21 protein-coding genes are annotated in these 24,407 nt (G+C 44.5%); 8 read left to right on the forward strand and 13 right to left on the reverse strand.

What is annotated here, in order from left to right:
• Positions 1–36: 36 nt before the first annotated feature.
• Together AS194_RS09505 and AS194_RS09510 are read right to left on the reverse strand one after the other, a co-directional pair.
• Positions 37–387 carry an IS630 transposase-related protein gene (locus AS194_RS09505; RefSeq protein ID WP_058025277.1) on the reverse strand — a complete coding sequence of 117 codons (351 nt, stop codon included), beginning with the start codon at positions 385–387 and terminating at the stop codon, positions 37–39.
• 82 nt (positions 388–469) lie between these two features.
• Complete coding sequence (locus tag AS194_RS09510; RefSeq protein WP_058025278.1) at positions 470–1,354, reverse strand: LysR family transcriptional regulator; 885 nt, start codon at positions 1,352–1,354, stop codon at positions 470–472.
• Between the two features lie 164 nt (positions 1,355–1,518).
• Here AS194_RS09510 and AS194_RS09515 point away from each other — a divergent pair, with 164 nt between their 5' ends.
• Positions 1,519–2,658 carry an alkene reductase gene (locus AS194_RS09515; protein WP_058025279.1) on the forward strand — a complete coding sequence of 380 codons (1,140 nt, stop codon included), beginning with the start codon at positions 1,519–1,521 and terminating at the stop codon, positions 2,656–2,658.
• Here AS194_RS09515 and AS194_RS13915 read toward each other — a convergent pair whose 3' ends face one another.
• Positions 2,659–2,985: a hypothetical protein gene (locus AS194_RS13915; protein WP_058025280.1), complete on the reverse strand. Its 327-nt coding sequence runs from the start codon at positions 2,983–2,985 to the stop codon at positions 2,659–2,661.
• A 454-nt stretch (positions 2,986–3,439) separates the two neighbouring features.
• Between AS194_RS13915 and AS194_RS09525 the strand changes: the two genes are divergently transcribed.
• The 3 genes from AS194_RS09525 to AS194_RS09535 are packed head-to-tail and all read left to right on the forward strand — an operon-like array spanning position 3,440 to position 7,011.
• Entirely contained in the window at positions 3,440–4,459 is a 1,020-nt protein-coding gene (locus AS194_RS09525) for a TAXI family TRAP transporter solute-binding subunit (RefSeq protein ID WP_058025281.1), read from the forward strand.
• Positions 4,437–4,997, forward strand: a complete 561-nt coding sequence (locus AS194_RS09530) for a DUF1850 domain-containing protein (RefSeq protein ID WP_058025282.1) — start codon at positions 4,437–4,439, stop codon at positions 4,995–4,997. Before AS194_RS09525 ends, AS194_RS09530 begins: the two co-directional genes overlap by 23 nt.
• Positions 4,969–7,011, forward strand: a complete 2,043-nt coding sequence (locus tag AS194_RS09535) for a TRAP transporter permease (protein WP_083499656.1) — start codon at positions 4,969–4,971, stop codon at positions 7,009–7,011. Before AS194_RS09530 ends, AS194_RS09535 begins: the two co-directional genes overlap by 29 nt.
• 144 nt (positions 7,012–7,155) lie before the next feature.
• Here the strand turns inward: AS194_RS09535 and lipA are convergent, their stop codons facing one another.
• Both lipA and AS194_RS09545 read right to left on the reverse strand, forming a co-directional pair.
• Positions 7,156–8,199 (reverse strand): lipoyl synthase, encoded by a 1,044-nt coding sequence (gene lipA / locus AS194_RS09540; protein WP_058025283.1) that lies wholly within the window; start codon positions 8,197–8,199, stop codon positions 7,156–7,158.
• 117 nt (positions 8,200–8,316) lie between these two features.
• The gene (locus AS194_RS09545) at positions 8,317–8,730 is read right to left on the reverse strand and encodes a carboxymuconolactone decarboxylase family protein (protein ID WP_058025284.1); all 414 of its coding nucleotides are present in this window, start codon (positions 8,728–8,730) and stop codon (positions 8,317–8,319) included.
• A gap of 345 nt (positions 8,731–9,075) precedes the next feature.
• Here AS194_RS09545 and acnB point away from each other — a divergent pair, with 345 nt between their 5' ends.
• A complete protein-coding gene (gene acnB / locus AS194_RS09550; RefSeq protein ID WP_058025285.1) occupies positions 9,076–11,679 on the forward strand; it encodes a bifunctional aconitate hydratase 2/2-methylisocitrate dehydratase in 2,604 nt (867 codons plus the stop codon).
• 237 nt (positions 11,680–11,916) lie between these two features.
• On the forward strand, positions 11,917–12,360 hold the full coding sequence (locus tag AS194_RS09555; protein WP_083499657.1) for a PACE efflux transporter: 444 nt from the start codon (positions 11,917–11,919) through the stop codon (positions 12,358–12,360).
• Positions 12,361–12,479: 119 nt separating this feature from the next.
• Here the strand turns inward: AS194_RS09555 and AS194_RS09560 are convergent, their stop codons facing one another.
• Positions 12,480–13,277, reverse strand: coding sequence for an enoyl-CoA hydratase/isomerase family protein (locus AS194_RS09560; protein WP_058025286.1), 798 nt, complete (start codon positions 13,275–13,277; stop codon positions 12,480–12,482).
• Between the two features lie 372 nt (positions 13,278–13,649).
• On the opposite strand from AS194_RS09560, the gene AS194_RS09565 reads away from it, so the two are divergent.
• On the forward strand, positions 13,650–14,462 hold the full coding sequence (locus AS194_RS09565; RefSeq protein ID WP_058025287.1) for an alpha/beta fold hydrolase: 813 nt from the start codon (positions 13,650–13,652) through the stop codon (positions 14,460–14,462).
• Between the two features lie 137 nt (positions 14,463–14,599).
• Here the strand turns inward: AS194_RS09565 and AS194_RS09570 are convergent, their stop codons facing one another.
• The 7 genes from AS194_RS09570 to AS194_RS09600 all read right to left on the reverse strand — a co-directional run bounded on the left by AS194_RS09570 (position 14,600) and on the right by AS194_RS09600 (position 22,813).
• Complete coding sequence (locus AS194_RS09570) at positions 14,600–15,664, reverse strand: HpcH/HpaI aldolase/citrate lyase family protein (RefSeq protein ID WP_083499658.1); 1,065 nt, start codon at positions 15,662–15,664, stop codon at positions 14,600–14,602.
• A 69-nt stretch (positions 15,665–15,733) separates the two neighbouring features.
• On the reverse strand, positions 15,734–16,915 hold the full coding sequence (locus tag AS194_RS09575) for a cysteine protease StiP domain-containing protein (RefSeq protein WP_058025288.1): 1,182 nt from the start codon (positions 16,913–16,915) through the stop codon (positions 15,734–15,736).
• A 93-nt stretch (positions 16,916–17,008) separates the two neighbouring features.
• Positions 17,009–17,821: an HAD hydrolase family protein gene (locus AS194_RS09580; RefSeq protein WP_058025289.1), complete on the reverse strand. Its 813-nt coding sequence runs from the start codon at positions 17,819–17,821 to the stop codon at positions 17,009–17,011.
• A gap of 42 nt (positions 17,822–17,863) precedes the next feature.
• On the reverse strand, positions 17,864–19,180 hold the full coding sequence (locus AS194_RS09585) for a phosphoribosyltransferase domain-containing protein (RefSeq protein WP_058025290.1): 1,317 nt from the start codon (positions 19,178–19,180) through the stop codon (positions 17,864–17,866).
• Positions 19,181–19,228: 48 nt separating this feature from the next.
• Complete coding sequence (locus tag AS194_RS09590; RefSeq protein ID WP_058025291.1) at positions 19,229–20,317, reverse strand: NYN domain-containing protein; 1,089 nt, start codon at positions 20,315–20,317, stop codon at positions 19,229–19,231.
• 60 nt (positions 20,318–20,377) lie between these two features.
• The gene (locus AS194_RS09595) at positions 20,378–21,601 is read right to left on the reverse strand and encodes a S1 family peptidase (RefSeq protein ID WP_058025292.1); all 1,224 of its coding nucleotides are present in this window, start codon (positions 21,599–21,601) and stop codon (positions 20,378–20,380) included.
• A gap of 66 nt (positions 21,602–21,667) precedes the next feature.
• Positions 21,668–22,813, reverse strand: a complete 1,146-nt coding sequence (locus AS194_RS09600; RefSeq protein WP_058025293.1) for an ATP-grasp domain-containing protein — start codon at positions 22,811–22,813, stop codon at positions 21,668–21,670.
• A gap of 293 nt (positions 22,814–23,106) precedes the next feature.
• Here AS194_RS09600 and AS194_RS09610 point away from each other — a divergent pair, with 293 nt between their 5' ends.
• Positions 23,107–24,342 (forward strand): TerD family protein, encoded by a 1,236-nt coding sequence (locus tag AS194_RS09610; protein ID WP_058025295.1) that lies wholly within the window; start codon positions 23,107–23,109, stop codon positions 24,340–24,342.
• Positions 24,343–24,407: the final 65 nt, after the last annotated feature.

Genomic DNA, 24,407 nt, shown 5'->3' on the forward strand with positions numbered 1-24,407 from the left:
ACGATGGGATAGCCTTGCTGCTTAAAGCTATTAAGCTTACTGTGGTATATCGCTCTTTTGATCGGACAGGCTTTTGGATGCTCTAAGGTCTTTTTTTTGACTGATGCCTAGGCGCTTTAGGGCATGATGAATGCCTGTTTTACTACAGTTTAGACGACGTGCTCGCTCATACTGATAATCATCAGGATGTTCTTTGACATCATTAAGTAGCACATCATCTGGTATTTTATAGGGTTTGGTTTGCCTGGTTGTTTTACTATGAATACGCCGCTTCCAGTTTTGTATGGTGGTTGGGCTGAGGTTATAGAATTTAGCTGCCTCGGCAAAGGTCATACCCTCGTCTAAGCTTTTTAGTACTTGTTTGCGAAAATCTAGTGAGTAAGTCATGGTCTTTATAATAACAATTGAATTTGATAATTAGTTTATAACATTTTTAAGTGAATTTGACTATACTAACTACTCCTATCCATTATAAATCTCGTAATTGCTCGATTAGCCAACGGTGAATGCCACTGTCATTGGTACGTGGATGCCAAGCGGCTATTATCTTAAAGGTAGGCGGTAGGGCTTCTACTTTAAGCGCTTTAACTTTACTGTTTGGCAGTAGTCGCGCGGGATAAAAGGCAATCATGTCAGTGGTATGCAAAATATCTGGCACAGCTGAAAAGCTAGGCACTGACATCACAATGTTTCGCTTAAGCCCTTTTTCGGCAAACCACTGATCATGAGAACCGCGCAAGTTGGCACGCGAAGGCGATACCACCAGCTGCGGGTGTGCTGCAATTTGTGCCAGTGTTAACACCTTTGTTGCGAACTCGTTTTTATAACCTGTAATGCATAAATGTTGTTCTTCAAACAAAGTGACATAAGATAAATTATCAGGGATAAACTCTGGAAAGGTAAGCAGTAAATCAAGTTCGCCTGCCGCAATAAGCTGATTGATGTTGTCTGAGGCAAAATCTCGCACTATCAATTTTAAGTTAGGCGCTTCACGGCGCGTTAGATTAAACAACTGCGGTAATAATGCCTGCGTCGCATAATCGGTCACACTAATCGTAAAAACACCTTTATAGGTTTGCGGCGTAAACACATCCGGCTCCAAGAGCACCTCTAACTGTCTTAATATATCGTTAATAGGTTGCTGCATCGATAGTGCTTTTGGTGTGGGCACCATGCTATTTCCTTGACGAATAAACAGACGATCATCAAATAGATCACGTAGCTTACGCAGCTGCTCACTGATAGCTTGTTGGGTTAAGCCCATTTTGCGTGCAACTTTTGATAGGTTCTTTAGATCAAGCAATGCCTGTAGCACTCTGAGCTGTTTGATATCAAGCCGATTTATACCATTCATCATCTGTACCATTAATAATTGTATCTTCAACAAGAAAACGTTGTTTCTAATTGTACCTCTAAAACTTTATGCTTACTCATATTACTTAAGTGATCAATCAAACCTTAAAACAACAGATAAATTTCAAGTAATAAGCCTATCCGTTTGCTATAAAAGAGAATGTTATGAAACAAACTATTCCTAATACCAGTGCACTGTTTTCGCCTGTAAAACTTGGGCCTTATACGCTTAAAAATCGTATTGTGATGCCACCATTGACGCGCTCTCGTAGCACGCAACCTGGCAATATTCCTAATGATTTAATGGCAAGTTATTATGCCCAGCGTGCTTCTGCAGGCTTTATGGTGACGGAGGGGACACAGATCGAACCCAGAGGCCAAGGTTATGCATGGACGCCAGGTATTCATACGCAAGCACAAATTGAAGGCTGGAAAAAAATCACGCAAGCGGTACATGCCAAGGGCGGTATTATTTTTGCTCAGCTATGGCACGTTGGCCGTGTGTCTCATACTAGCTTACAACCCAACCAAAATCAGCCTGTAGCGCCCTCTGCTATTACTGCTGATAATGTCAAAGTATTCATTGAAACAGGTCCAGGCGAAGGTGCTTTAGCTGATCCAAGTGAGCCGCGGGCACTGAGCACAGAAGAGGTGAGCGAGTTGATAACGATGTACGCTCAAGCCGCTCGCAACGCCTTAGAAGCGGGTTTTGATGGGGTAGAGCTGCACTGTGCCAATGGTTATTTAGTGAACCAGTTTATCTCTGAGCATAGCAATAAACGTGATGACCAGTATGGTGGCTCGCTAGCGAATCGTTTGCGGTTCCTAAAAGAAGTGGTTGCTGCTGTCAGTGATGTGGTCGGTGCTGATCGTTTAGGCGTCCGTTTTGCGCCTTTGTTTGCTAGTACCGGTGAGGATCGTGTGTACTTAGGGCTGGTAGAATCAGATCCTCATCATACTTATATTGAAGCGGTTAAAGTACTTGAGAAAGCGGGCATCGCTTATTTGTCCATTGCAGAAGCTGATTGGGATAGTGCACCTAATTTACCAGAGCCCTTTTATCAAGCGGTTAGAGCTGAGTTTTCAGGACGTATTATTTATGCGGGAAAATACACTGTAGAGAAATCGCTCAATATGTTATCTAAAGGTTATGGTGATTTATTTGCTTTTGGTCGTCCTTTTATTGCTAATCCTGATTTACCAGAGCGCATAGCTCATCATTGGCCGCTCAATGAGGTAGATCCAGCCACAATGTATGGTGGCACGGAAATAGGCTATAGCGATTATCCTTATTATCAAAAGTAGCTATTGAAAAAATAAGGCCATTCGTGGCCTTATTTTTTTATAAAGTGAATACTGGATTATGAAAATAATCGAAAATGGTGTAGATAATCTTAGGGCGTGTTGAACATTGGCGATAAATTTATGACCTTGACCATGCCGCGTCAGAAAAGCAACCGTTACGCCTTCTAATTCACCCAAAACAATGTCATTGGATGGACTGCCATAATGGGTCTGTATCGTCACGCTGCGCTTATTAGTCAGTGCTTGGACCTGATACAAGCCACTACCACCAATGATGGCAATGTCAGCAGACAACGATTCCAGCGCCTCTGTTGTAGATGTTGTCATAAAAATTATCCAAGTTGAGTCATAAAAAAATAATGATTTCGGTTCATATAATGAAGCATTTGTCGGCTTACGTAAAACGTGCTCTAGACAAAGCCAATGAATAAATATCCAGTCAAAATATAGCAAAATCAGAGTGGTAATAAAAATAAATCCTACTATACAGCGTAATGCATGCACATAAACTGTGATAAAGGTTTACAACAGCATCGAAATTTGGTTAAATAAAGTTGAAACTAAGTTTCACATAGCGAAACAATATAGGTTTTGGCTATTATAAAAGATGCAAGTATTTTCTCAAAAAGCCTGAAATATAAGGCATTGAAAGCAAAAGAGAAAACAGTCTTTGGTTTATTTATCACAAAATTTGCTATATTATTACTCAGGTGTAACGGATTAATACCTATATATTAATGCCGTTTATTGTATTAAATCGATTATTTCAAGGATGAACTTAATGCTCACTTCTCTAAAATCTCCCTTACTTTTTTCAGCGATATTAAGCGCCATACTAGGCTTAACCGCCTGCTCATCGCCAAGCTCAGAAGGCAATGAGACGGCTTCTGCGGATAGTACGTCAGCTGATGCGGCTACCGATACACTCGATACTAAGTTCCTAACCATTGCCACAGGCGGTGCGTCTGGCCCTTATAACATCATCGGCACTGCATTGTCCGAAGTCTATGTAAAAAACTTTGGGGTCAACTCAAAGACACAAACCACGGGCGCATCGGTCGAAAACGTCAATCTATTGACCCAAGGCAAAGTCGATATGGTCTTGGCGCTCAGTGATGTGGTCACGGACGCGGTCGAAGGCAAAAATAACTTTGATAAGCCCATTACCAACATTCAGCAGATTGCAGTCTTGTATCCTAACGTGGTGCAAATCGTGACGACAAAAGACTCTGGTATCAAAAATATTGAAGGTTTGAGAGGCAAGCGTATTGCCGTTGGCGATCAAGGCTCTGGTACGGAAGTCAATGCTCGAACGCTACTAGAAGGCTTTGGTATCACCTATGATGACATCACTGTTGATTACTTGGGCTTTGCTGAAGCAGCTGATGGTATGAAAGCGGGCAAGATTGAAGCCGCATTCTTTAGTAGTGGTCTGCCAAACTCATCGCTTATGGAGCTAGAGCAAGGTTTAGATTTGCAGTTGGTTACTATCGATCAAGACAAGCTAAAAGAAATCATTGCAACCAAGCCTTACTTCAATACCTTTGAAATCCCTGCTGGAACGTATGGCAATGATGCTGCGATTCCAACTGCCGCAATCATGAATGCGCTATTGGTGAGCTCTGATCTGTCTGAATCTGATGGCTACAAATTGACTAAGGCGTTATTTGATAATCTGGACGGTCTAAAAACAGCACACCAAGCAGCCAACGACATCAGTCTAGAGACGGCTAGTAAAGGTATGGTCGCTCCAATTCATCCTGGCGCTAAAAAGTACTATGACGAACAAGCAGCCAAATAATTTATTATGGTTATCGACTGGCGCAGCATGTATTGCAGCGCTGGTTTTTTTGACCCTATGGATAGGTGTCGCGCATCAGTCTGTGGTCGAGGTTCGCGTTGCAATAGAGGGTAGCGACGACAAGGTATGTTATTTCACTGACCCTGACTTTCAGCTGCGCTGGATACATTCTGTAGAAAAGCAGTGGTGGGAAGAGCAGTACCAACGCATAGAAAAAAGCAGCACAGAAGACGCTATGCTACTCCTCACCACCACATACTTTGAAGCATTTGGTGCTGGTACGCCTTCGACCGAACCCCTTGCACCCATACAAAAACCTGGCTATCTGGGTTATCAAGTCAATGAAAAACTACCTAGCCTAAATTGGGTAGTCTCTAGACTGACCAAAGGCGAGATCGATTATACTGGTCACCGTTTTTTGATTCATCAGTGGGTGCCAGATTATTCTGAAGTGGTGATCATGCCTAAGACGTATGGTTTAATTGATAGATTTAAAAAGGACTTGTGTCATGAACTCCCAAGTGACGGATCACGGTAGCGTGAATACCACGCCAGATGCCAATGTTGATAAAGATGCTGATGCAGATGCGATCAACAAAGCAGTACTGGAAAAATATGACCGAGAGTCAATCACACGTCATATTACGCAAGGACCAGTAAAGTATTTCATTGCTGGTATTTGTATACTCTATTCACTTTTTCATCTTTATATTACCTTTAACCCGATGCCTGCATTGCTACAGCGCTCTGTACATGTCGGTGTTGGTTTTGCCTTAATTTTCTTGATTTTCCCCGCCAGTAAAAATAGCAGACGCAGTCGAGTCGCTTGGTATGACTGGATTTGGTTTTTATTGTCTTTGTCCGGTATGAGCTATTTGATCTACGAATATCAAGACATTGTGACCTCACGTGGTGGCATGGCCAATCCGCTTGACGTGATATTTTCGCTGATCACTGTGGTCTGTGTGCTAGAAGGCAGTCGCCGTATCACCGGTTGGATTTTGCCAATATTGGCAGGGATATTTTTGGCCTATCCGTTTGTCAGTCACATGGATTTCATGCCTGATAGATTGCTGACTCGCCCTTATGACATGGGCGATATTTTTGGTCAATTATTCCTAAAAACCGAAGGTCTTTATTCTGTTGCGATTGGCGCGTCAGTAACCTTTATCTTTTTGTTCATTCTCTTTGGTGCATTCTTGGCACGCTCAGGAATGGGACAGCTGTTTAATGATTTGGCATTAGCCATCGCAGGTCACAAAAAAGGAGGACCTGCAAAAGTCGCGGTGATTTCTAGTGGCTTTATGGGCAGTATTAATGGTTCTGCATTATCAAACGTGGTAAGTACGGGTGCCTTTACCATTCCATTGATGAAAAAGGTTGGTTATCATAAAGATTTTGCAGGCGCGGTTGAGGCCAGTGCCTCGGTTGGCGGACAGATTTTGCCACCGATTATGGGAGCCAGTGCGTTCATTATGGCGGAGACCACAGGCCTGCCGTATAGCACGATTGCGCTTGCCGCTTTGTTGCCTGCGATATTGTACTACTTAGGGGTCATTGCACAAGTGCACTTCCGCGCTGGACGTCGTGACCTAAAAGGTATCGCCAAAGAGAGCTTACCCGCGGTAAAAGAAGTGTTAAAAGCTCGCGGTCACATGCTATTACCGATTGTCTTCTTGATTTTCTTATTAATCAGAAATGTACCTGTGGGATATGCAGCTGCTTATACGATTGGTTTTACCGTGGTAATCAGTATGCTACGTGCTGAAACACGTATGAGCTTCTCTGATATTTTGGGTGCATTAGAAGACGGTGCGCGCCAGTCGCTCGCGGTTATGGCGGCCTGTGCAGTCGTCGGTATTATCATTGGCGTGGTCAGTCTGACCAGCTTTGGTACGGTAATGACATCTTCTATCGTGACCTTAGGCGCAGGGTCATTGTTCTTTACGCTTATTTTGACGATGCTCGCATCAATGGTCTTGGGCATGGGGCTACCTTCTATCCCTGCCTATATCATTACGGCGACCATGGCAGCCCCGGCATTGGCAGGGTTTGATATTCCAATCTTGTCAGCGCATATGTTTGTCTTCTACTTTGGTATCTTTGCCAATATTACCCCGCCTGTGTGTCTAGCAGCCTTTGCTGGTGCAGGTATATCCGGTGGCGACCCGATGAAAACAGGGTTCTTGTCGCTCAAACTGGCACTTGCCGGATTTATCGTGCCATTTATGTTTATTTATAGTCCGACGATGCTCATGATAGATCCAACTGGTCTGGCAGTTACGGCGAAAGACTTCCCGCTACCGCCTATTTTGGATATTATCACAGTCGTTGTGACCTCAGTGACAGGTGTGATTGCATTAAGCTCAGCGCTTGAGGGGTACTTCAGAGGTGAGATGAATACCATAACCCGTATCATCTTAGCGATTGGTGCCTTGTTATTGATTTATCCTGAGTTGATGACAGGTATCGTAGGCGGTGTGATTGTACTTGGTATTGCGGTATTCAATATAAAGACAAGTGCGGCACCAACGCCGACAGTGAGTGTTTAGTTTTAGCCACTGATATTAGAGTAAGTCATAAAAAAGGGTGAATAACAGATTTGTTATTCACCCTTTTTGTATTTTAACAACTGTATTAACGATAGCGTGTAGCAACAGTGGTTAGCGGCGGTTTTATATCACCGTATGGCTAAATTAGCAGCCAAGTTTGCCTTCCTCTTCTAATGCTTTTTTGCTGCGGATAGGCGCTGGGCAATCTTCGCCATAATACTGACGATCAGCAAAGTAGCTTGAGCGTACCATTGGGCCTGCCCAAATGCTAAAGAAGCCAATCTTTTTGCCGTAGTCCATATAGCGTTGGAACTCGTCTGGATGGACATAACGGTCAACAGGGGCATGGTTCTTACTAGGCTGTAGATACTGACCAATCGTGATCATATCGACATCATGCGCTTTTAGATCATCAAGTAGGGCATATACCTCTTCTTCTGTCTCGCCAAGACCAACCATAAACCCGCATTTGGTCGCGATATCAGGACGGCGCTCTTTATAAATCTTGAGCAAGTCGAGTGAATGCTGATAATCAGAACCTGGACGGAAGGCTTTGTATAGACGTGGCACGGTTTCAATATTGTGGTTAAACACATCTGGCGCAGTCTCTGTCAGTAAGTCCAATGCAATGTCCATACGACCACGGAAATCTGGTACTAGGATTTCAATTAAGCAGTTTGGGCTAAGCGCTCTTGACTCGTTTAGCACTTCTACAAAATGTCCAGCACCGCCATCTTTTAGATCATCGCGATCAACAGACGTAATCACCGCATATTTAAGACCCAAGCCTTGAATAGTCTCAGCGGTATGACGTGGCTCATCCTTGTCTAGCTCATTAGGGCGACCATGACCGACATCACAGAATGGACAGCGGCGAGTACAGATATCACCCATAATCATAAAGGTGGCGGTGCCGTCACCAAAGCACTGCGCAAGATTCGGGCAAGCGGCTTCTTCACAAACAGTATAGAGCTTTTGTTCGCGCAGCTTAGCTTTGATACGTGCCACCTCGGCAGGTGAGGACATTTTTACTCGAATCCAATCCGGCTTTTTCTTCGCTTCGACTGTCGGGATTACTTTAATCGGGATGCGCGCGACTTTATCATAGCCACGCAGCTTTTCACCTTGAATGGCTTTTTTGGGTTTTACTCTTGGCGCAGGAATATGGGTTTGTACGGCAGTAGTCATAATCAATGATCTCTTAACCCTTTATAGTATAAGGGTTTATGGAATTATCAGCATGCTTTATAGGTGTCTTTATTATAACAGATATTGCGCTCAGGGTTTATTATTCAACCCTTTGTGCTATGGCTTTTTGTTTAAGTTATCAATATCTATACCCATCTCATTAAACACTTCGATAGCCGCGCGAAACGCTTCTTGTGTGGCAGGTGCGCCGCAGTATGGGAGGCTATGCATCAGCACTTCGCGAATCTCAGCGACGCTAGCGCCATTGTTGATGGCACCTCGGATATGTCCTTTTAGCTCATTTGGGCTTTTTTGCGCAATTAAAAAAGCAATGGTGATTAAGGAGCGATACTTGCGTGGTAGTACTGACTCATCTTGCCATGTGCTGCCCCACGCGTGCTCAATGATCCAGTCTTGTAATGGCTGAGTAAATCCAGTCGCCGCATCGAGTGAGCGTTTTACATGTGCTTCACCCATCACTTCTGTGCGGACTTTTAGACCTGCCTGATAGTTGGCATTACTATCATTCATATTGCATCCTCCCTAATCCTGTTATGAAAATCTATAATCGTCATATGGTGTCTGCGCACTCATAAAGCAAGTGGCTATCAATAAAGGAACGATAAACGAACGAGAAACGAAAATGCGTGAATGCCCGTTATAATGGGGCCTACAATCATATTATTGATGGGACTATTTTGATAATAAATGTTGGATATGGCCTTACTATGAGCCTTTTGAAGGCTCAGCCATTAACATTTAGAGCGTTTTAAGCTATGATTGCACGGATAATTATTCCCTATAGTATATAGACGCAGGCGGTCATGCTGACTACCCACGTAATGTGCTAAACCCCAACTGACGAGGACGACTATTGTGTTAGAAGCTTATCGTAAACATGTCGAAGAACGTGCTGAGCTAGGAACGGTTCCGCTACCATTGAACGAAAAACAAGTAGCAGAGTTGGTTGAATTACTAAAGAATCCGCCAGCGGGCGAAGAAGCATTTTTGATGAACTTGCTAGAAAACCGTATCCCTGCTGGTGTTGACCAAGCAGCCTACGTGAAAGCGGCATTTTTGGCAGCTATCTTAAAAGGTGAGACGTCATCACCATTGATCAGCAAGCAAAAAGCGGTTCAAATTTTAGGTACAATGCAAGGTGGTTACAACGTTCAGCCATTGGTTGCGGCACTAGATGACAGCGAAGTCGCACAAGACGCTGCTGAAGCATTAAAGAAGACTTTGCTCGTATTTGACGCGTTCAATGACGTGACTGAAAAAGCCGAAGCGGGCAACACCATTGCTAAAGAAGTCGTTCAATCTTGGGCTGACGCAGAATGGTTCTTGAATCGCCCTGAAGTACCAAAGAAAACCACTTACACGACGTTCAAAGTCACTGGCGAGACCAACACGGATGACTTGTCACCTGCGCAAGACGCATGGAGCCGTCCTGATATCCCATTGCATTCATTAGCCATGCACAAAAACTCTCGTGACGGCATTACTGCTGACGAAGAGGGCGTGCGTGGTCCAATGAAACTTATTGATGAGCTAAAAGAAAAAGGCCACCCACTTGCGTACGTTGGTGACGTTGTCGGTACCGGCTCTAGCCGTAAGTCTGCGACCAACTCAGTGCTATGGCTGATGGGCGAAGATATTCCGAACGTGCCAAACAAACGTGGTGGCGGTCTAGTACTAGGTAACAACATCGCTCCGATTTTCTTCAACACGATGGAAGATTCTGGCGCATTGCCAATCGAAAAAGTCGCGGTTGATAACCTAAATATGGGTGATGTATTTGACATCTACCCACATGACGGCAAAATCACCAAGCATGACTCTGATGAAGTGCTATCAACGTTTACGCTAAGCTCACCTACTTTGCTTGATGAAGTGCGTGCTGGTGGCCGTATTCCATTGATCGTTGGTCGTGGTTTGACCAACCGTGCGCGTGAATACATGGGTCTTGGTCACTCAGACGTGTTTGCTAAGCCAGAAGAGCCAGCCGATACGGGTAAAGGCTTTACGCTAGCGCAGAAAATGGTTGGTAAAGCGTGTGGCCTAGAAGGCGTACGTCCAGGTATGTACTGTGAGCCTAAGATGACTACCGTTGGCTCTCAGGATACGACTGGCCCAATGACACGTGACGAGCTAAAAGACTTGGCATGTTTGGGTTTCCAAGCGGATCTCGTGATGCAGTCATTCTGTCATACTGCGGCTTATCCAAAACCAGTTGACGTTGAGACTCAGCACACACTACCTGACTTTATCATGAACCGTGGCGGCGTCAGCTTACGTCCAGGTGATGGTATCATTCACTCATGGTTGAACCGTATGCTACTGCCAGATACCGTTGGTACTGGTGGTGACTCGCATACTCGTTTCCCAATGGGTATCTCGTTCCCAGCGGGTTCTGGTCTAGTTGCTTTCGCAGCGGCAACTGGTGTGATGCCACTTGATATGCCTGAATCTGTGCGTGTTCGTTTCGTTGGTGAGCGTCAGCCTGGTATCACACTACGTGACCTCGTACATGCGATTCCTTATCAAGCGATCAAAGAAGGTTACTTGACGGTTGATAAGAAAGGTAAAATCAACGAGTTCAACGGCCGTATTCTTGAGATCGAAGGTTTAGAAGATTTGACCGCTGAGCAAGCGTTTGAATTGTCTGATGCCTCAGCTGAGCGTAGTGCGGCTGGCTGTACCATTACGCTATCTGAAGAATCGGTAACTGAGTACCTAAACTCAAACATCACGCTACTTAAGTGGATGATCTCTGAAGGCTATGGCGATGCGCGTACCATCAGCCGCCGTATCGAAGCTATGCAAGAGTGGCTGGCAAACCCAAGCCTCATGCGTGCGGATGATGATGCTGAATATGCTATCGACATCACTATCGATATGAGCGAGATCAAAGAGCCTATCCTTTGCTGCCCGAACGATCCAGATGATGCCAAGACCTTGGCAGACGTGGCTGGTGATACCATTGATGAAGTATTCATTGGTTCATGTATGACCAACATCGGTCACTTCCGTGCCGCTGGTAAATTGCTACAAGACGTACCAGCAGGTAGTCTCAAGACTCGTCTATGGATTGCACCGCCTACTAAGATGGATGCACGCCAGTTGATGGAAGAAGGTTATTACAACGTCTATGCACAAGCTGGCGCTCGTACTGAAATGCCAGGTTGTTCACTATGTATGGGTAACCAAGCACGTATCGCACCGAAATCGACTGCGGTCTCGACGTCGACTCGTAACTTCCCGAACCGTCTGGGTCAAGGCGCGAACGTATACCTAGCATCTGCAGAGCTTGCAGCAGTCGCTGCAGTACTCGGTAAATTGCCGACTAACGATGAATATCAGCAGTATGCTGGCATGCTAAACAGTATGGGTGATGAAGTGTATCAATACATGAACTTCGATCGTATGGAAGAGTACACTGAAGAAGCGGATAAAATTAATGTTGCTCAGTTAACTTAATCTTGCTTTAAAGCTAATTAGTAAGATAAAAATAAACCCCGTGTCAAAATGATGCGGGGTTTTTGTTATGAAGGCACCAGCTGATTTTTTATACTATCTTATGTATAATATAAGGGCAGGCGGAAACCGTGGCTCTGCACTTCACTTACCTCTTTTTTATCTTTTCTATCTCGGGACGGACCGATACTTTGATACGCACTTCTTTGTTTAAAAATAGGTGCTTTGGAGTCTTGGTTGATGATTACATTATCACCGTTTAAACGTCGTATTGTCTACGTAACTGTGTTCGAGATTGTCGCAATTATCTCCTCTACCTTTGTATTGATGAAGCTCAGCAATAGCGAGGCATCGGACTCTCTACCTGTCGCGATGATGGTCTCTCTGGCTGCCATCATTTGGAACTTTGTATACAACACCGCTTTTGAGACTTGGGAGGAGCGCAGGCAAATAGCAGAGCGTACGCTGCTTATTCGTAGTGTTCATGCCTTGATATTTGAAGTTGGTTTGGTTTTGATCTGCTTGCCGCTATATATGATTTGGTATCACGTTGGCTTGCTCCAAGCGTTTATGATGGAAGCCGCCTTACTGGTATTTTTCTTGATTTATAATTTCGTGTTCACCTTTATTTTTGACAAGATATTTACCTTACCGTATCACTATAAGTCAGCGTCTGCTTCTTAACTGCAGACATAAACGAAAAAAGTGCTACCATATTGGCAGCCCTTTTTTTGATACTATAAATAGCGAATTATCTGATTAGGAATACATTTAGCCGTCAAATCAACCAGCCTACTACCCAATTATTTGCCTTGATAAACCGGCTTACGCTTTTCGATAAAGGCGCTAACACCTTCGATAAAGTCATCAGTTTTTGCCATTATGGTCTGTTGTTCCACTTCCATATCTAGCGCATCGCTTAACCCAGCAAAAGCATGTACATTAAAGCTTTCTTTCATAGCGGCTAAGGCCTTACCTGGCAGTTGGCTCAAGCGTAGGGCCAATGCTTGAACGGTAGCATCTAGCTCATCAGCACTCACCACGTTGTTCACTAGATTTAAGCGCGCCATATCTTCGGCTTTCAATTTATCACCCAGCATCACAAGCTCAGTGGCTTTTGCTGTACCAACCAACTGATTCAATAAATAAATACCGCCTGCATCTGGTACTAAACCAATATTAACAAAGGCTTGGACAAACTTTGCATTGTCTGCTGCGATACGAAAATCACAAGTAAGCGCCAAGTTCATACCAGCCCCTGCCACAGCACCTTCTAATTTGGCAATGATTGGTTTATGGACATTACGTAGCTTTAAGCTGACTTCGCCTGCGCCTTCTACCATACCTCTCAACTTGGTTGAGATGACGTCTTTGTCCAGTCCTTCGGATAGCATCTCTTTGATATCGCCGCCGCTTGAAAAATCACCACCAGCGCCTTGCAAGATAATGACTCGTACTTGATCATCAGAAGCCGCTTTATCTAGCGCTATTAGTACGTTGTTTTTTAAGGGCGTACCAAACGCATTTAGGCTTTTTGGATCATTAAACGTAATGGTGGCAATGTGATTGTTCACTTGATAATCAACGATAGGCTGTGACATCTGAGATTTCCTTATTTTAAATGATTGTTTTAAGCAGTTATTTTGATTACCTGCATAAGAGTTAGTGGTACAAAGTGGTGGTAAAAAATAACGCAATGCCGATTACTATAGCAGTTTGCGCGCATTATAAAAGCGGGTTTTGTGGGCGCTTAAGACACATCTACAGGGCAGTTAGCTCTTTGAGTTACTCGTATAAACTGTCATGTCTGTATGAACAAAAAGAGTGTATGAATAAGATGTAGATAAGACGCATGGTTCATAAAAAGGCGACTTCCTGACTTATTAATAGATTATGCTACTATGCAGGTAGCGCGTTAGGTCATGCGCCGCTCAAATGATTAATCAAAGTTTTCATCAAACAAGGAAGTGATTATGCCAACGATAAAAGTCAATGATGTCGATATCTATTATGAAGACAGTGCGCCAAATGACACGCAAAAACCCGTTATCGTATTTGCCCATGGTCTGCTGTGGAGCTCGCAGATGTATGATAAGCAGGTAGAATATTTTCAAACGAATTATCGCTGCATTGCGTTTGATTTTCGTGGGCAGGGTCAGTCACAGATTACCAAATCAGGCTATGATATGGAGACATTGACTGAGGATACCCTTGGACTAATTGAAGCGCTGGGTATTGATCATTGTCATTTCGCTGGATTATCTATGGGCGGATTTGTCGCTCAACGCATCGCGCTTAAGCGACCGGATTTGCTGCTATCATTAATGCTGCTTGAGACGTCAGCCGACCCTGAAGATCCAAAAAATGTCCCTCAGTATCGTAAGTTAGTCAAAGCCATTCGTTGGCTTGGTATGAAGCGCGTGAGCAATAAAGTCATGCCGATTATGTTTGGCAGTACTTTTTTGGCCGATAAGCTGCGCAAATCTGATCGCAAACAGTGGCTTACGATGCTACAAAGTAATCGCAAGGACGGTGTCGTTAAGGCAACAATGGGTGTCATCGATCGTACTGGCACTTATGAGCAATTGGGTAATATCACGACGCCGACACTTATCGTCGTGGGTGACGAGGATGCCGCAACGCCTTACGCAAAGTCTGAGCGCATGCATTTTGCTATTGCTGGGTCGAAGCTTGCTATTATTAAAGGCGCTGGCCATACGTCGACAGTGGAAGAGCCTGATCAAGTGAACCGAGTGCTTAATCAGTTTTTGGAAAATTGCGTGTAATATTTAGCAGTTAAAGAAAAGTTTTATATTGTCAGGTTGTTTAAGCAGTAGTCTATAAAGATGCATAAAAAAAAGCCGCTATTAATAAAAAGTAGCGGCTTTTTGCATCGTATTAAGAGATACCATATAGTTAACGATTACATTCGTGAGCTGTATTGGCTGTGACCATCATCAATGGTGCCAAATACTTCTGCACGATTGACGATTTCGGTTGCCCATGCACGATGGGTGGCAGGTTCTAGCATGGTGTTGTTGTACTTAAACACAGCCTTGGCCTCAGAGTGCAAAATCGCTTGCGCTTCATCCAATTTGCTTAACGGCACACAGTAGGCTTGTTGCACGAGGGTAATTTGGCTTGGGTGAATGACCGTTTTACCTACCAGTCCCAAACTGACATCGCGGTTTAGCTCCTGCATAAAGAGGGTTGGCTGGTCCAAGTACTCAAATACTGGCGCTGTCAAATAAAAACCATGCGGTACAAAGCAGCCAAGCAGCTGATAGGCAAGGGTGCCGATAGGCGTATCATAGACAATGCTATTCTTTGGACGACGCAGGCGCAGCGCGGCAAATAAGTCATTACCACCGATACGTAGCGCAAACACTGGCTGACTAAAGGCTTCTTTAAAAGCAATCGCCAGCTCTTGGTTATGATGCGGATTAAATAATGCGGCCGTTTCGAGCGTCGGCATTAGCAGATGATCAACACTGAGATTCTGACAAGCCATGCGCCAATTGGATAAGCTATACATATCGACTTTTGGCATGACAAAACCATCAATGAGATTAATATGCGCATAGTCAGCCAATTGCTGTAGCATCATTGGGCTACGCGGACGTATAAAGACCAGTGGACGCGTTGGGTGCTGTGCGTGAATAGCAGCGGCTCGGGATGGATCATTAATGCTATTGACGTGCTCAGCCCACGTACCCAACAGCGTGCGCAAACGCTCAAGCGCCAACTCCACATCCTCATGACTGACAGCATCTTCTAAACAAATAATGATACTATTGATCGTTGGTAGCTTGTCACGCTTAATCACTTGCCAGATGTCTTGGCGAGTGGCAGGCATATATAGGCTAGCACCCAGCTGGTATGGGTGATGTGTGTGCGGTCTGACCATCGCATGACGCTCAGTAATCAGATGCGCATAAGACTGAGTATCCTGATAAAGCTCTAATTCGTTGTGTTGTATATCTGACATAGTTGGCATCATAAATAGAGTGTAAAGGGCAAGCGTTCAATCATGCGAGATGAATTGATACTACAGGCATTAACTGTCTTTGGCACGTTGCTTGATAAGGGTGATGGCTTGATAAGGCAGTATTTTATCACCTAATACATCAATAGTGATGCCTCGCTGCTCACATAAATGACGTAATAGCACGGTATCGGGATGCGCCGCGGTCGCGAGCAATATACGCTCTGGATCACGGCGCAATATAGCGCGCGTCGCCTCGGCGATAGTTGGCTTAATACGGTTGCGATTAGTGATGTCATAGTCTGCTGCAAGCGTCTCTATTAATGCTGCCGTCTGGTAGCGCGGTTGTTGATAGGTTGGCAAACGCTCTGGCAGCATAGTCAATGAACGTCTAGCTGCATCAACATGATCGATAAATGCCAAGCTATGATCTGCCTCTATCAAACTCTCATAAAAGACGCTGCGATGCAGGCCTAATGATGGCTCGGTGTATAAGCTGCGCGAAATCAGACCTGATACGGTGCTATTTAATAAACCCGACGGAATTAACCAATCTTCCGCGCTCGCCGCGAGCCAAGCAACGCCTGCTGGATCGGCAAGAGTCAGGAGCGGAATGACATCAGCACCTTGATGAAAAATATTGGCAAAGTTGGCATGAGCCGTGTCGCTAAATACGTCTAAGCTACGGGCCAACTCTTTGTAAATCGCGCCTTTACCTGTCCAGCCATCGACGAATACAATTGGACTGTTTGGATAAGCGTCCAGCAGCATTTGCAGCGCCACAGGATCAAGCCCGCGATCACGAATGATACTGATACCATAATGCTTGCTTAGTAAATGATAGCTGCTATCTGTGTCTGACAATGCGCGCTGCAATAGCACGCCAATCGGTAGACCTGCCCGTACCAAGCTAACCAATACCAGCGGATGCTCATCACTGACATTATGACCAAAGACATCATGTAGGGTATGCGCTAAGCGTGCGATATCAGTTGCGGCTCTCTCACGACCTTGCGCTAGCGCTTGACGGTATAGCTGCTCGTGCATCGCGGTAGGCGCTTGCTCTAAAGTCAACATATCAGAGTAGTGACGTTGCCCACTTTGAATGAGTGCTTCTTTTTGACTGACAGGCACATCGGCAACAGCGTCTTTATCGACAATATCGAGTAGGACCGTCACATCGCTGACAAGGTAGCTACCTGAGCCGTAATTGTTTAGATTGGCTCTATTGGTCTGTATGTTAGGTAAAGTCATAATATGAATAATGGCACTCGTGATAATAATGAGGTTATGTATCTGTTTTTTGGACTAGTTGTTTAAACGGATAGTTTAAACTGATAGCTAAGACTAATATTGCTCATGCATCTGACCGCGGCTTGGCATACCGTACCAGTCAAGAAGTTGCAGAAAAGGCAAATCTGCTAAGCTATCACCAAAGCCAAAACTGGGACGCTGATGATCTAAATGATTGTCTAATAAAAACTGTACGGCATGACGCTTGTGTACCGCATGCGGTAATATCGCTAGATTATTGGCATTGACATGCACATAAAAATCTTGCTCAAAATCGCGTATTAACGTGGGCAGTTTTTTGGCCAAATCTATTAACGCTTGATGGTCTTTTTGTGCGTGTTTGATTGCTAAATAAATGGTTAATTCTTTATCAACAGAGCCATTGTTAAAGCAATCAATATGCGGCGTAAATACCAACTGGCTTTGCTCACTTTTGCTATGACTAGCAAGCATCTCGCTCAGTTGGTTTAACTTATCTTGCAACGGTGCAAGCTTGCTAGTCATATGTTGCTGCCACGCGCTGAGTAGCTGCCCATTAGCCGTTAAAATAATGGCGCCATGAGTCAATACTTGCCAACTGTCGAATGGCAGTTTCACGCGTTTGATCTCACTGCGGTCACGTGCTGTTACTACGATCAGTTCAGTGCTATTGAGTAGCCAATTAAAGAAGCTCGCTTGGCGCTGACTCATAAAGCTTAGTGGCTCGTTTTGCTTGTTGACCGTCGCACAAATCAAGTGTTCTGGCTCTGCAGTCGGGACTTGCCAAGCATCAATCTTGCGCTGGGTTTGAAAAAGTGTATCGTCCAAATCCATTAAGGCATAGGGTTTGATAATATCGGCGCTGGGCTTGAAAAATGGGATAGTCATGACGTCGTCCGTAAACAGTAAGTATGAAAGTTAAAGAATGGCTTAAGTCGTCGGACTGACCACCAAAACATTATTCAAACCGCGCCACATGGTATCGACGCTATCAGCTGATGTCTCCACACACAACACAATCAAGTCCCACTCGTCAGGATCGACATTATAAACAAAGTTGGTCATGCCAAGCCCATAATTATCATGAAAGCTCAACATCGTGGTGATGGCCCCGCCAAGCGCAATCGGTGAGCGTGTTAACGCACTAAATTTCACGATAGCATTTGTGTCAGCTTTGAGGTTTTGAGATGTTGTCTCAAGCCACTCCGCCAACAAAAACGGCAACCAAACAAACTCATTGCTGCCCAACACCAAGATTTTTTTGGGTAATTGAGTGACATCAAAGCTGTCTTGATTATGGAAGCTTGCAAATGCAGCCTGAAAGCTCGAAAGATAGTTGTCAAACCCATCTGTGCTATTTAATGTGGGAAAACGTCCCCAGTTACCTGTAAATCCAAGCGCTTGACTACCAGCGGCAGTGGTATCAACCGATGGCATGGTGATAGGCTCTGGGTTGGGCGCGTCTGTCCATTGCCAAGCGCCAGAGAGCAGATGATGGCGATGAAACTCAATACCAGTTAAGCGATCTGCCATACGCGCAGGCTTAAGGTCATCTGTCTGCTGGTTTGTATTTTCTTGATCTAATGACCAATCAACCAAAGTCGTTAGATGCACTTGCTCTAACTGAGTCAGCCCTGCATCACGTAAGGCCGTGACGACATTGACACAAGTATTGCCTGTTGATGCTTCATCATCGACCATAATCAGCGTTTTGCTAGCGAGTAGCTGCTCTTGCGTGATGCTATCTGTACTTTGATAAATTAAATGCTGGCTGGCATGACTATGATCTTCATTAAACGTTGTTAGTAACGTTTCGGAGTTATTGTCACTATGTTGAGCATGACGAGTAGAATTCAGGAGCAACGCCTGCGGATAACGTGTCTGTAGTGCTTGATGCACGCCTGCCGATAGACCGACCGCTGTCTCTGCCATACCAATGACCAGAACGGGTGCAGGCAAATCATTAGGAACCAAATTGGCCAAATCAGTAAACGCATCTCGCATCGTGCTGGGTGCAACGGGAATATGACGACCCAATACTTTGGATACAAACAAAAACGCCCGTTTTGGATTAATACGCTGAGCAAAACCAAGCAGATCTTCTAATTGATAACTGTCGTTTTGTTTCAGGCTATTTTTGTTAGCCATTGAGTTGGTCTGATAGGTCAGATCAAGGGTGCCGCGAGGTAGGGTGATGCTGCGTTTATAGGTTTTGTTAGAAGTTATATCTTGATTTGTATCATTCATTATTTCTTGTTGTCCTATGTATTATCAGATTTTGTTTGTTGCTAGTGTTTACTTAGCTTTATGACGTACATAGAGCGTAGAGTTTACCGTTTTGGTTTCAAATATTCCGATATTTCTAATCATGCTAGAGAGTCTGGCATAACCGTAATTTTTAGGATCGAAATTTGGGTAGTGTGTTTTTATGGCGTTGCCAATCAAACCGAAATTCACCCAGCGCTCATTATCGGCTTTCGGGTGATCGATAATGGAAGCACGCAGACTAGTTAATAATTTTGTATCACGTTTTAGGCGACCCTCATCCCATACTGATGTGGCCTTGTCGTTTGGCTCCACACTTAAAGTTGGCAATACATCGTTGTTGAGTTTAATAGAAATTACTTTGTTCACAGTACGGATGTCATATAACGCCATTGCTATAATTAATTCTGAAAACTTTGCATAGCCGTATCTATCTAACTTGATATTTGTATGGTGTTGTTTAATCTGGCTAGCAAGATAAGATAAATTTGACCAGCCTTTGGCAGAATTTGGGTCTTCTTTTATCAGCTTGTTTAATATGCTAATAAGATGTGTCTGCTTTTGAAGTGCTTTGGTTGTCCATTTTTCGGGTGATGTTTTGGATTCGGCGACAGGCAGCAATGGTTTTGTCTTAGTATCAAAGCTAGGCGTGTCTTTGTGCTCGCTAATGGGCAGTGCTTTTGGTAAAGGTACTAGATCCTCCACGTAGTAAAAACTGTCACAGGCTTGTGTGAATGCTTTAACGGTCTGCTTTTTACCGAAACCAAAGACTTTGATACCATTTTTTCGTATGCGTAACGCCAAAGCGGTGAAGTCACTATCACTAGATACTAAGCAAAAGCCGTCATAATGACCACTATGTAATAAGTCCATAGCTTCAATAACTAGACCAATATCAGTCGTATTTTTACCTTTAGCATAGGCGAAATGTTGTATTGGGTCGATAGCATGTTTTAGCAGTGCTTCTTGCCAACCTTGAATATGTACATTGCCCCAGTCACCATAGACTTTTTTGCAAGTAACATTACCGATACTCTCTATCTTACGTAAAATATAATTAATGTTATTAGCTGAAGCATTATCGGCATCGATAAGAACGGCTATGTTGTTGAGTTTCATTGATATAACAGTCCTTGATTAATGCCGTTTTTCTTTTGATCTTATCATTGTAGTATGTCGTTAACCCTGACAGCCAACCAGCCATAATGCACTGCGACTTTGTTTGCTCAATTGCGGTGTGGTCAAAGGCATAGCGCTTGACGAATCAGATATGCTCTCCAAACTGATCCCGGCGCTCGCAAGCAGCGCAGATAATAACTGAAATTTCACCGCATAGTTCATATTTTGTGCGTGTTCATGAACGAGACTGGCAGTCACCATGCCGACGACCTCACCAGTTGGTAGTAGTAAAGGACTACCACTAGAGCCAGGCTGAATGGGCGCGGTAAACTGAAGGTAACGAATATCATCGTTTAAGCCCGTTAGCCCTGAGATACAGCCTTGTGTGACTTGTAGTTGACTGCTTAGCCCTGATAATGGAAATCCTAATGTAGTAATGGTCTCACCCAATATGTCACTGCATTGCTGTGCCAATGGTATATGGCTGGGCAGGGGGTCGCTGACTCTGATAATAGCGGAGTCGCTACCGATATCACTGAGCACGACTTGTGCCTCGCGATCAGGCTGACCTTGCTGACGTATGCCAATCATTTGAGCGGACTCAATCACATGATAGCAGGTAAGCAGGTGGTACGGATCAATGGCAAACGCCGTCCCTGTCCATGTCTCACCTGCCTGCACGTGACGAGGCGGACGCATTTCATTGTGAGGGCAGGCTTGCTGTTGTTGTGCTGCTTGGATACGTGCATGTGTGTTGGGTGGACGAACATCAAGACTGACTTGTACTCGCTGCTCAAGACTCGTCAAACCTTGGGTCGAAGCTTCGCCAAGCGCCCGACATTTAAACTGTCCGTTGCGCTGATATATCTCTAATATAATCGCAGCTTTGACGTGGCGTTCGCGCGCTGTAAAGTCGTAGCGAAGTGCACCATCATTCAGTGTTAAGCAAACATTGCTTAGCTCAACCGCAGGCAAGTTCAGGCTAGGCTCATCGTAAGCATAAGCAATCAGCTGTAAAAAATGCACACCTTGTTGCTCAAACAATTTGAGTAGATTAAGCTGCCATTTGCTTGGGTTATTGGTATCATCTATCGTTGCCCAGTCTTTGGGCTCATGTAAATAAGCAGGGCTACAAACGGCCTGACGATTGGCATCTAATGGCAACCAAAGTAGCCCAAGCTGCTGTCCAAACCTAAGCGGAGAAGCGCTAGAAAATGCGACCGAGCAGCGCACGTCTGCGATAACAGCATTGGCGCCTAACACGAGTGTGGTCTGTGCTGTCATCGTCTACCTCTTGTTAGATATATACTCGGTTGTCAGTCGTTCTTTATGTTGCCTGCTTATTTTTACTTATTCAGCAGTATCTTCAATTTTTACGCCTACCATAATGGAGCGTACTTGGCAGGGCGTTATTTGCTGTATGATATCAGTCAATTGTGGCTTATCGGTCAAGCCAAGCCAATAGCCAAATCCGACCTGTGTCAAATCCACATCGCTATGCGTCGTGTAACCAATACCACCAGACGGGCGGCTATTGATCTCAAGCACACGGTGCTGACCGTCATCATCAGCTTTGGTCTGCACACTGACGATACCATCACAGCCAAAGACTTTAATCAATGGAATCACCACATCCATGACGGATTGCTCATAGCCGATATGCTGGATTTTGCCTGTTTTATAACGCGTGACGGCTGCCAAGACCTCACCGTATTCGCAGACCACATCGATAGAGTATTCCTGCCCTGATAGATAAGGCATAAGCAGCATAGGAATAGGGCGCTCACGTACCATTAGACTGTTGGTATACGCATTGATAAACTGCGCGGTATTGATTTTTTTCTCTTCGGTAAAGTACAAATGCTCAAAACTATCGTGGTGTTCATCAGGTTCTTTACCTGAGTCCAAGCGCCAAAACCCTTGTGCAAAAATACCAACAACTGGTTTGACACATAGGGGCTGATGACTGTGTTCGGTAAGTAATGCTTCCAGCTCTGTCACATTATCAAAGCGCCAAGCATCAGCGACAGGGATATTGTGTTGGTGACACTGCTGCATAAAGGAAAATTTATCTTCGATCGACTCTAGTGCTGCTACGCTGGTTGCGCCTGTAAGCAAACGAATACCAGCGGCCTCAAACGCCGCACGATGCGCTTCATAATCGACCCCATTGCGGCCCGTTAATAATACTTTGACGTTATTCTCTTTGGCGTGTTCCAAGACGAATTGCCAGCGAGGTATAACAGGCTCAGTTGTCTCTTGTGCCTCATCCTCTATGGCTGCTTTTTCTGGATATGGTTCGCGATAGACCCTATCAGCAAATTCAAAAATCTCAGGTCGGTTATGACGGTGTGAGGCAATAATATTAAAGGGGTTGTTCGATTTGCTTTTTAAGTTCTGCAAACTCTCTAACATATCGCGCTGGCTGGATTGACCCTCAGCTAACCAAGCAGCTATTGATGTGGAGTGGACGCTATCGTTAGCAAGGTTAGTCATAATTCTCTCAGCGTTATTATCATATGTAGGGAGTTGGATGAGTGGATACGGTTATTGAAAACTGGCGGCAGTATAGTCAAAATTTGATCATTCAGCAGCATATATTATATACAAATGGCACAGGTTATAAATGCTCCTGATGAAATAGGCAAAAGGATTTGTAAGAGTGATCTTGTAGCTAGTAGCGCGATTGCTCGGTTTAAAATGTTCATAATATTCATGCTACTATATGACGATAGTGAGCATGCCAATGACAACAACGATAACATAATAAAGAATCTAAAGGACGTATGATGAATCAACCTCAACAACTGATCGCAGGTGCCAATGCGCCATTACCAACTGATAATATTAGTGTTCGCATCTTAAGCCAAAACGCCATTGATTGCGCCGCTTATCGTCTGACGACTGATGGCAAAGTACGCGGCGATGGTGACATGATATTTTATGGTCAGAAACGTAGCGATGACGGCAATGTTAGTTTTCGCGGTCATGACAGTGACGGATTTTTTGATATCAATTTGCCCGCGCAGCCTGCCAATATCGACAAGATTGCTTTGGCATTCTCTAGCGAGCAAACGCTGGCACAAGTCGGCGATGTCGATATTCAGGTACTACAAGGCAGTCAAGTGTTGATGACTTGTCAGCTGAGCAGTACTGGACGTAACGAAAAAGCCATTATTTTGGCTGAGTGCTATCGTCGGCAGGGAAGCTGGAAGTTCCGTTTTATCGCGCAAGGATTTAATGGCGGCCTAAAACCGTTGTCGGAGCACTTTGGCGTTGAGATTGCTGATGATGCGCCAGCAACGCAAAATCAGGCTCAGCCGATTAATACGCAAAAAGCAGGCAATACCTCTCAAGCGAGTACTCCGCCACCGATTCCTGCTACTCCTTCGATTAATCTTAGCAAAATCACTTTAACCAAGAACCAATCAAGCATCAATCTGAAAAAGCGCGATGATTTTGGCAAAATCTCAGTGAACTTAGATTGGAACCAACGTTCAGATGGTAATAAGGCCACTCCCAAGAAAGGCCTATTGGGTGATCTGTTCAAACAGCATCAATCAAGCGGTATCGATCTAGATGTTGGCGCGATGATTCATCTAAAAAACGGCGAAAAAACCTTGATTCAAGCACTGGGTAATCGCTTCGGTAGCCTGCAATCAGCGCCTTATGTATGCTTGCGAGCCGATGATAGAACGGGGCAGGTGAGTGGCGGTGAGTGGCTTGATATCAATGGTAAGCAGTGGTCACAGATTGAGGAGGTATTTATCTTTGCCTTTATTTATGAGGGCGCGCCAAACTGGGAAAAAACCGATGGCGTCGTGACCATTCATGTACCCGATCAGTCACCGATTGAGACCCGTTTAACAGAAGGGGCTGGTAACTTGCCGATGTGTGCCATCGCGCGTTTGGTCAATCAGCAGGGCAGTATCAATGTTGAACGTATCAATCAATATTTCAAAGGACATCAAGAGATGGATAAGGCCTTTAACTGGGGGTTTAGCTGGAAGCGTGGTCGTAAATAACAGCGTTAATAATAATCTTTGGGGCTGTCCTAGATAAGTAAAATTATTTAGGATAGCACTATGAG

The sequence above is a fragment of the Psychrobacter piscatorii genome (genome assembly GCF_001444505.1).
Classification (GTDB): Bacteria; Pseudomonadota; Gammaproteobacteria; order Pseudomonadales; family Moraxellaceae; genus Psychrobacter; species Psychrobacter piscatorii_B.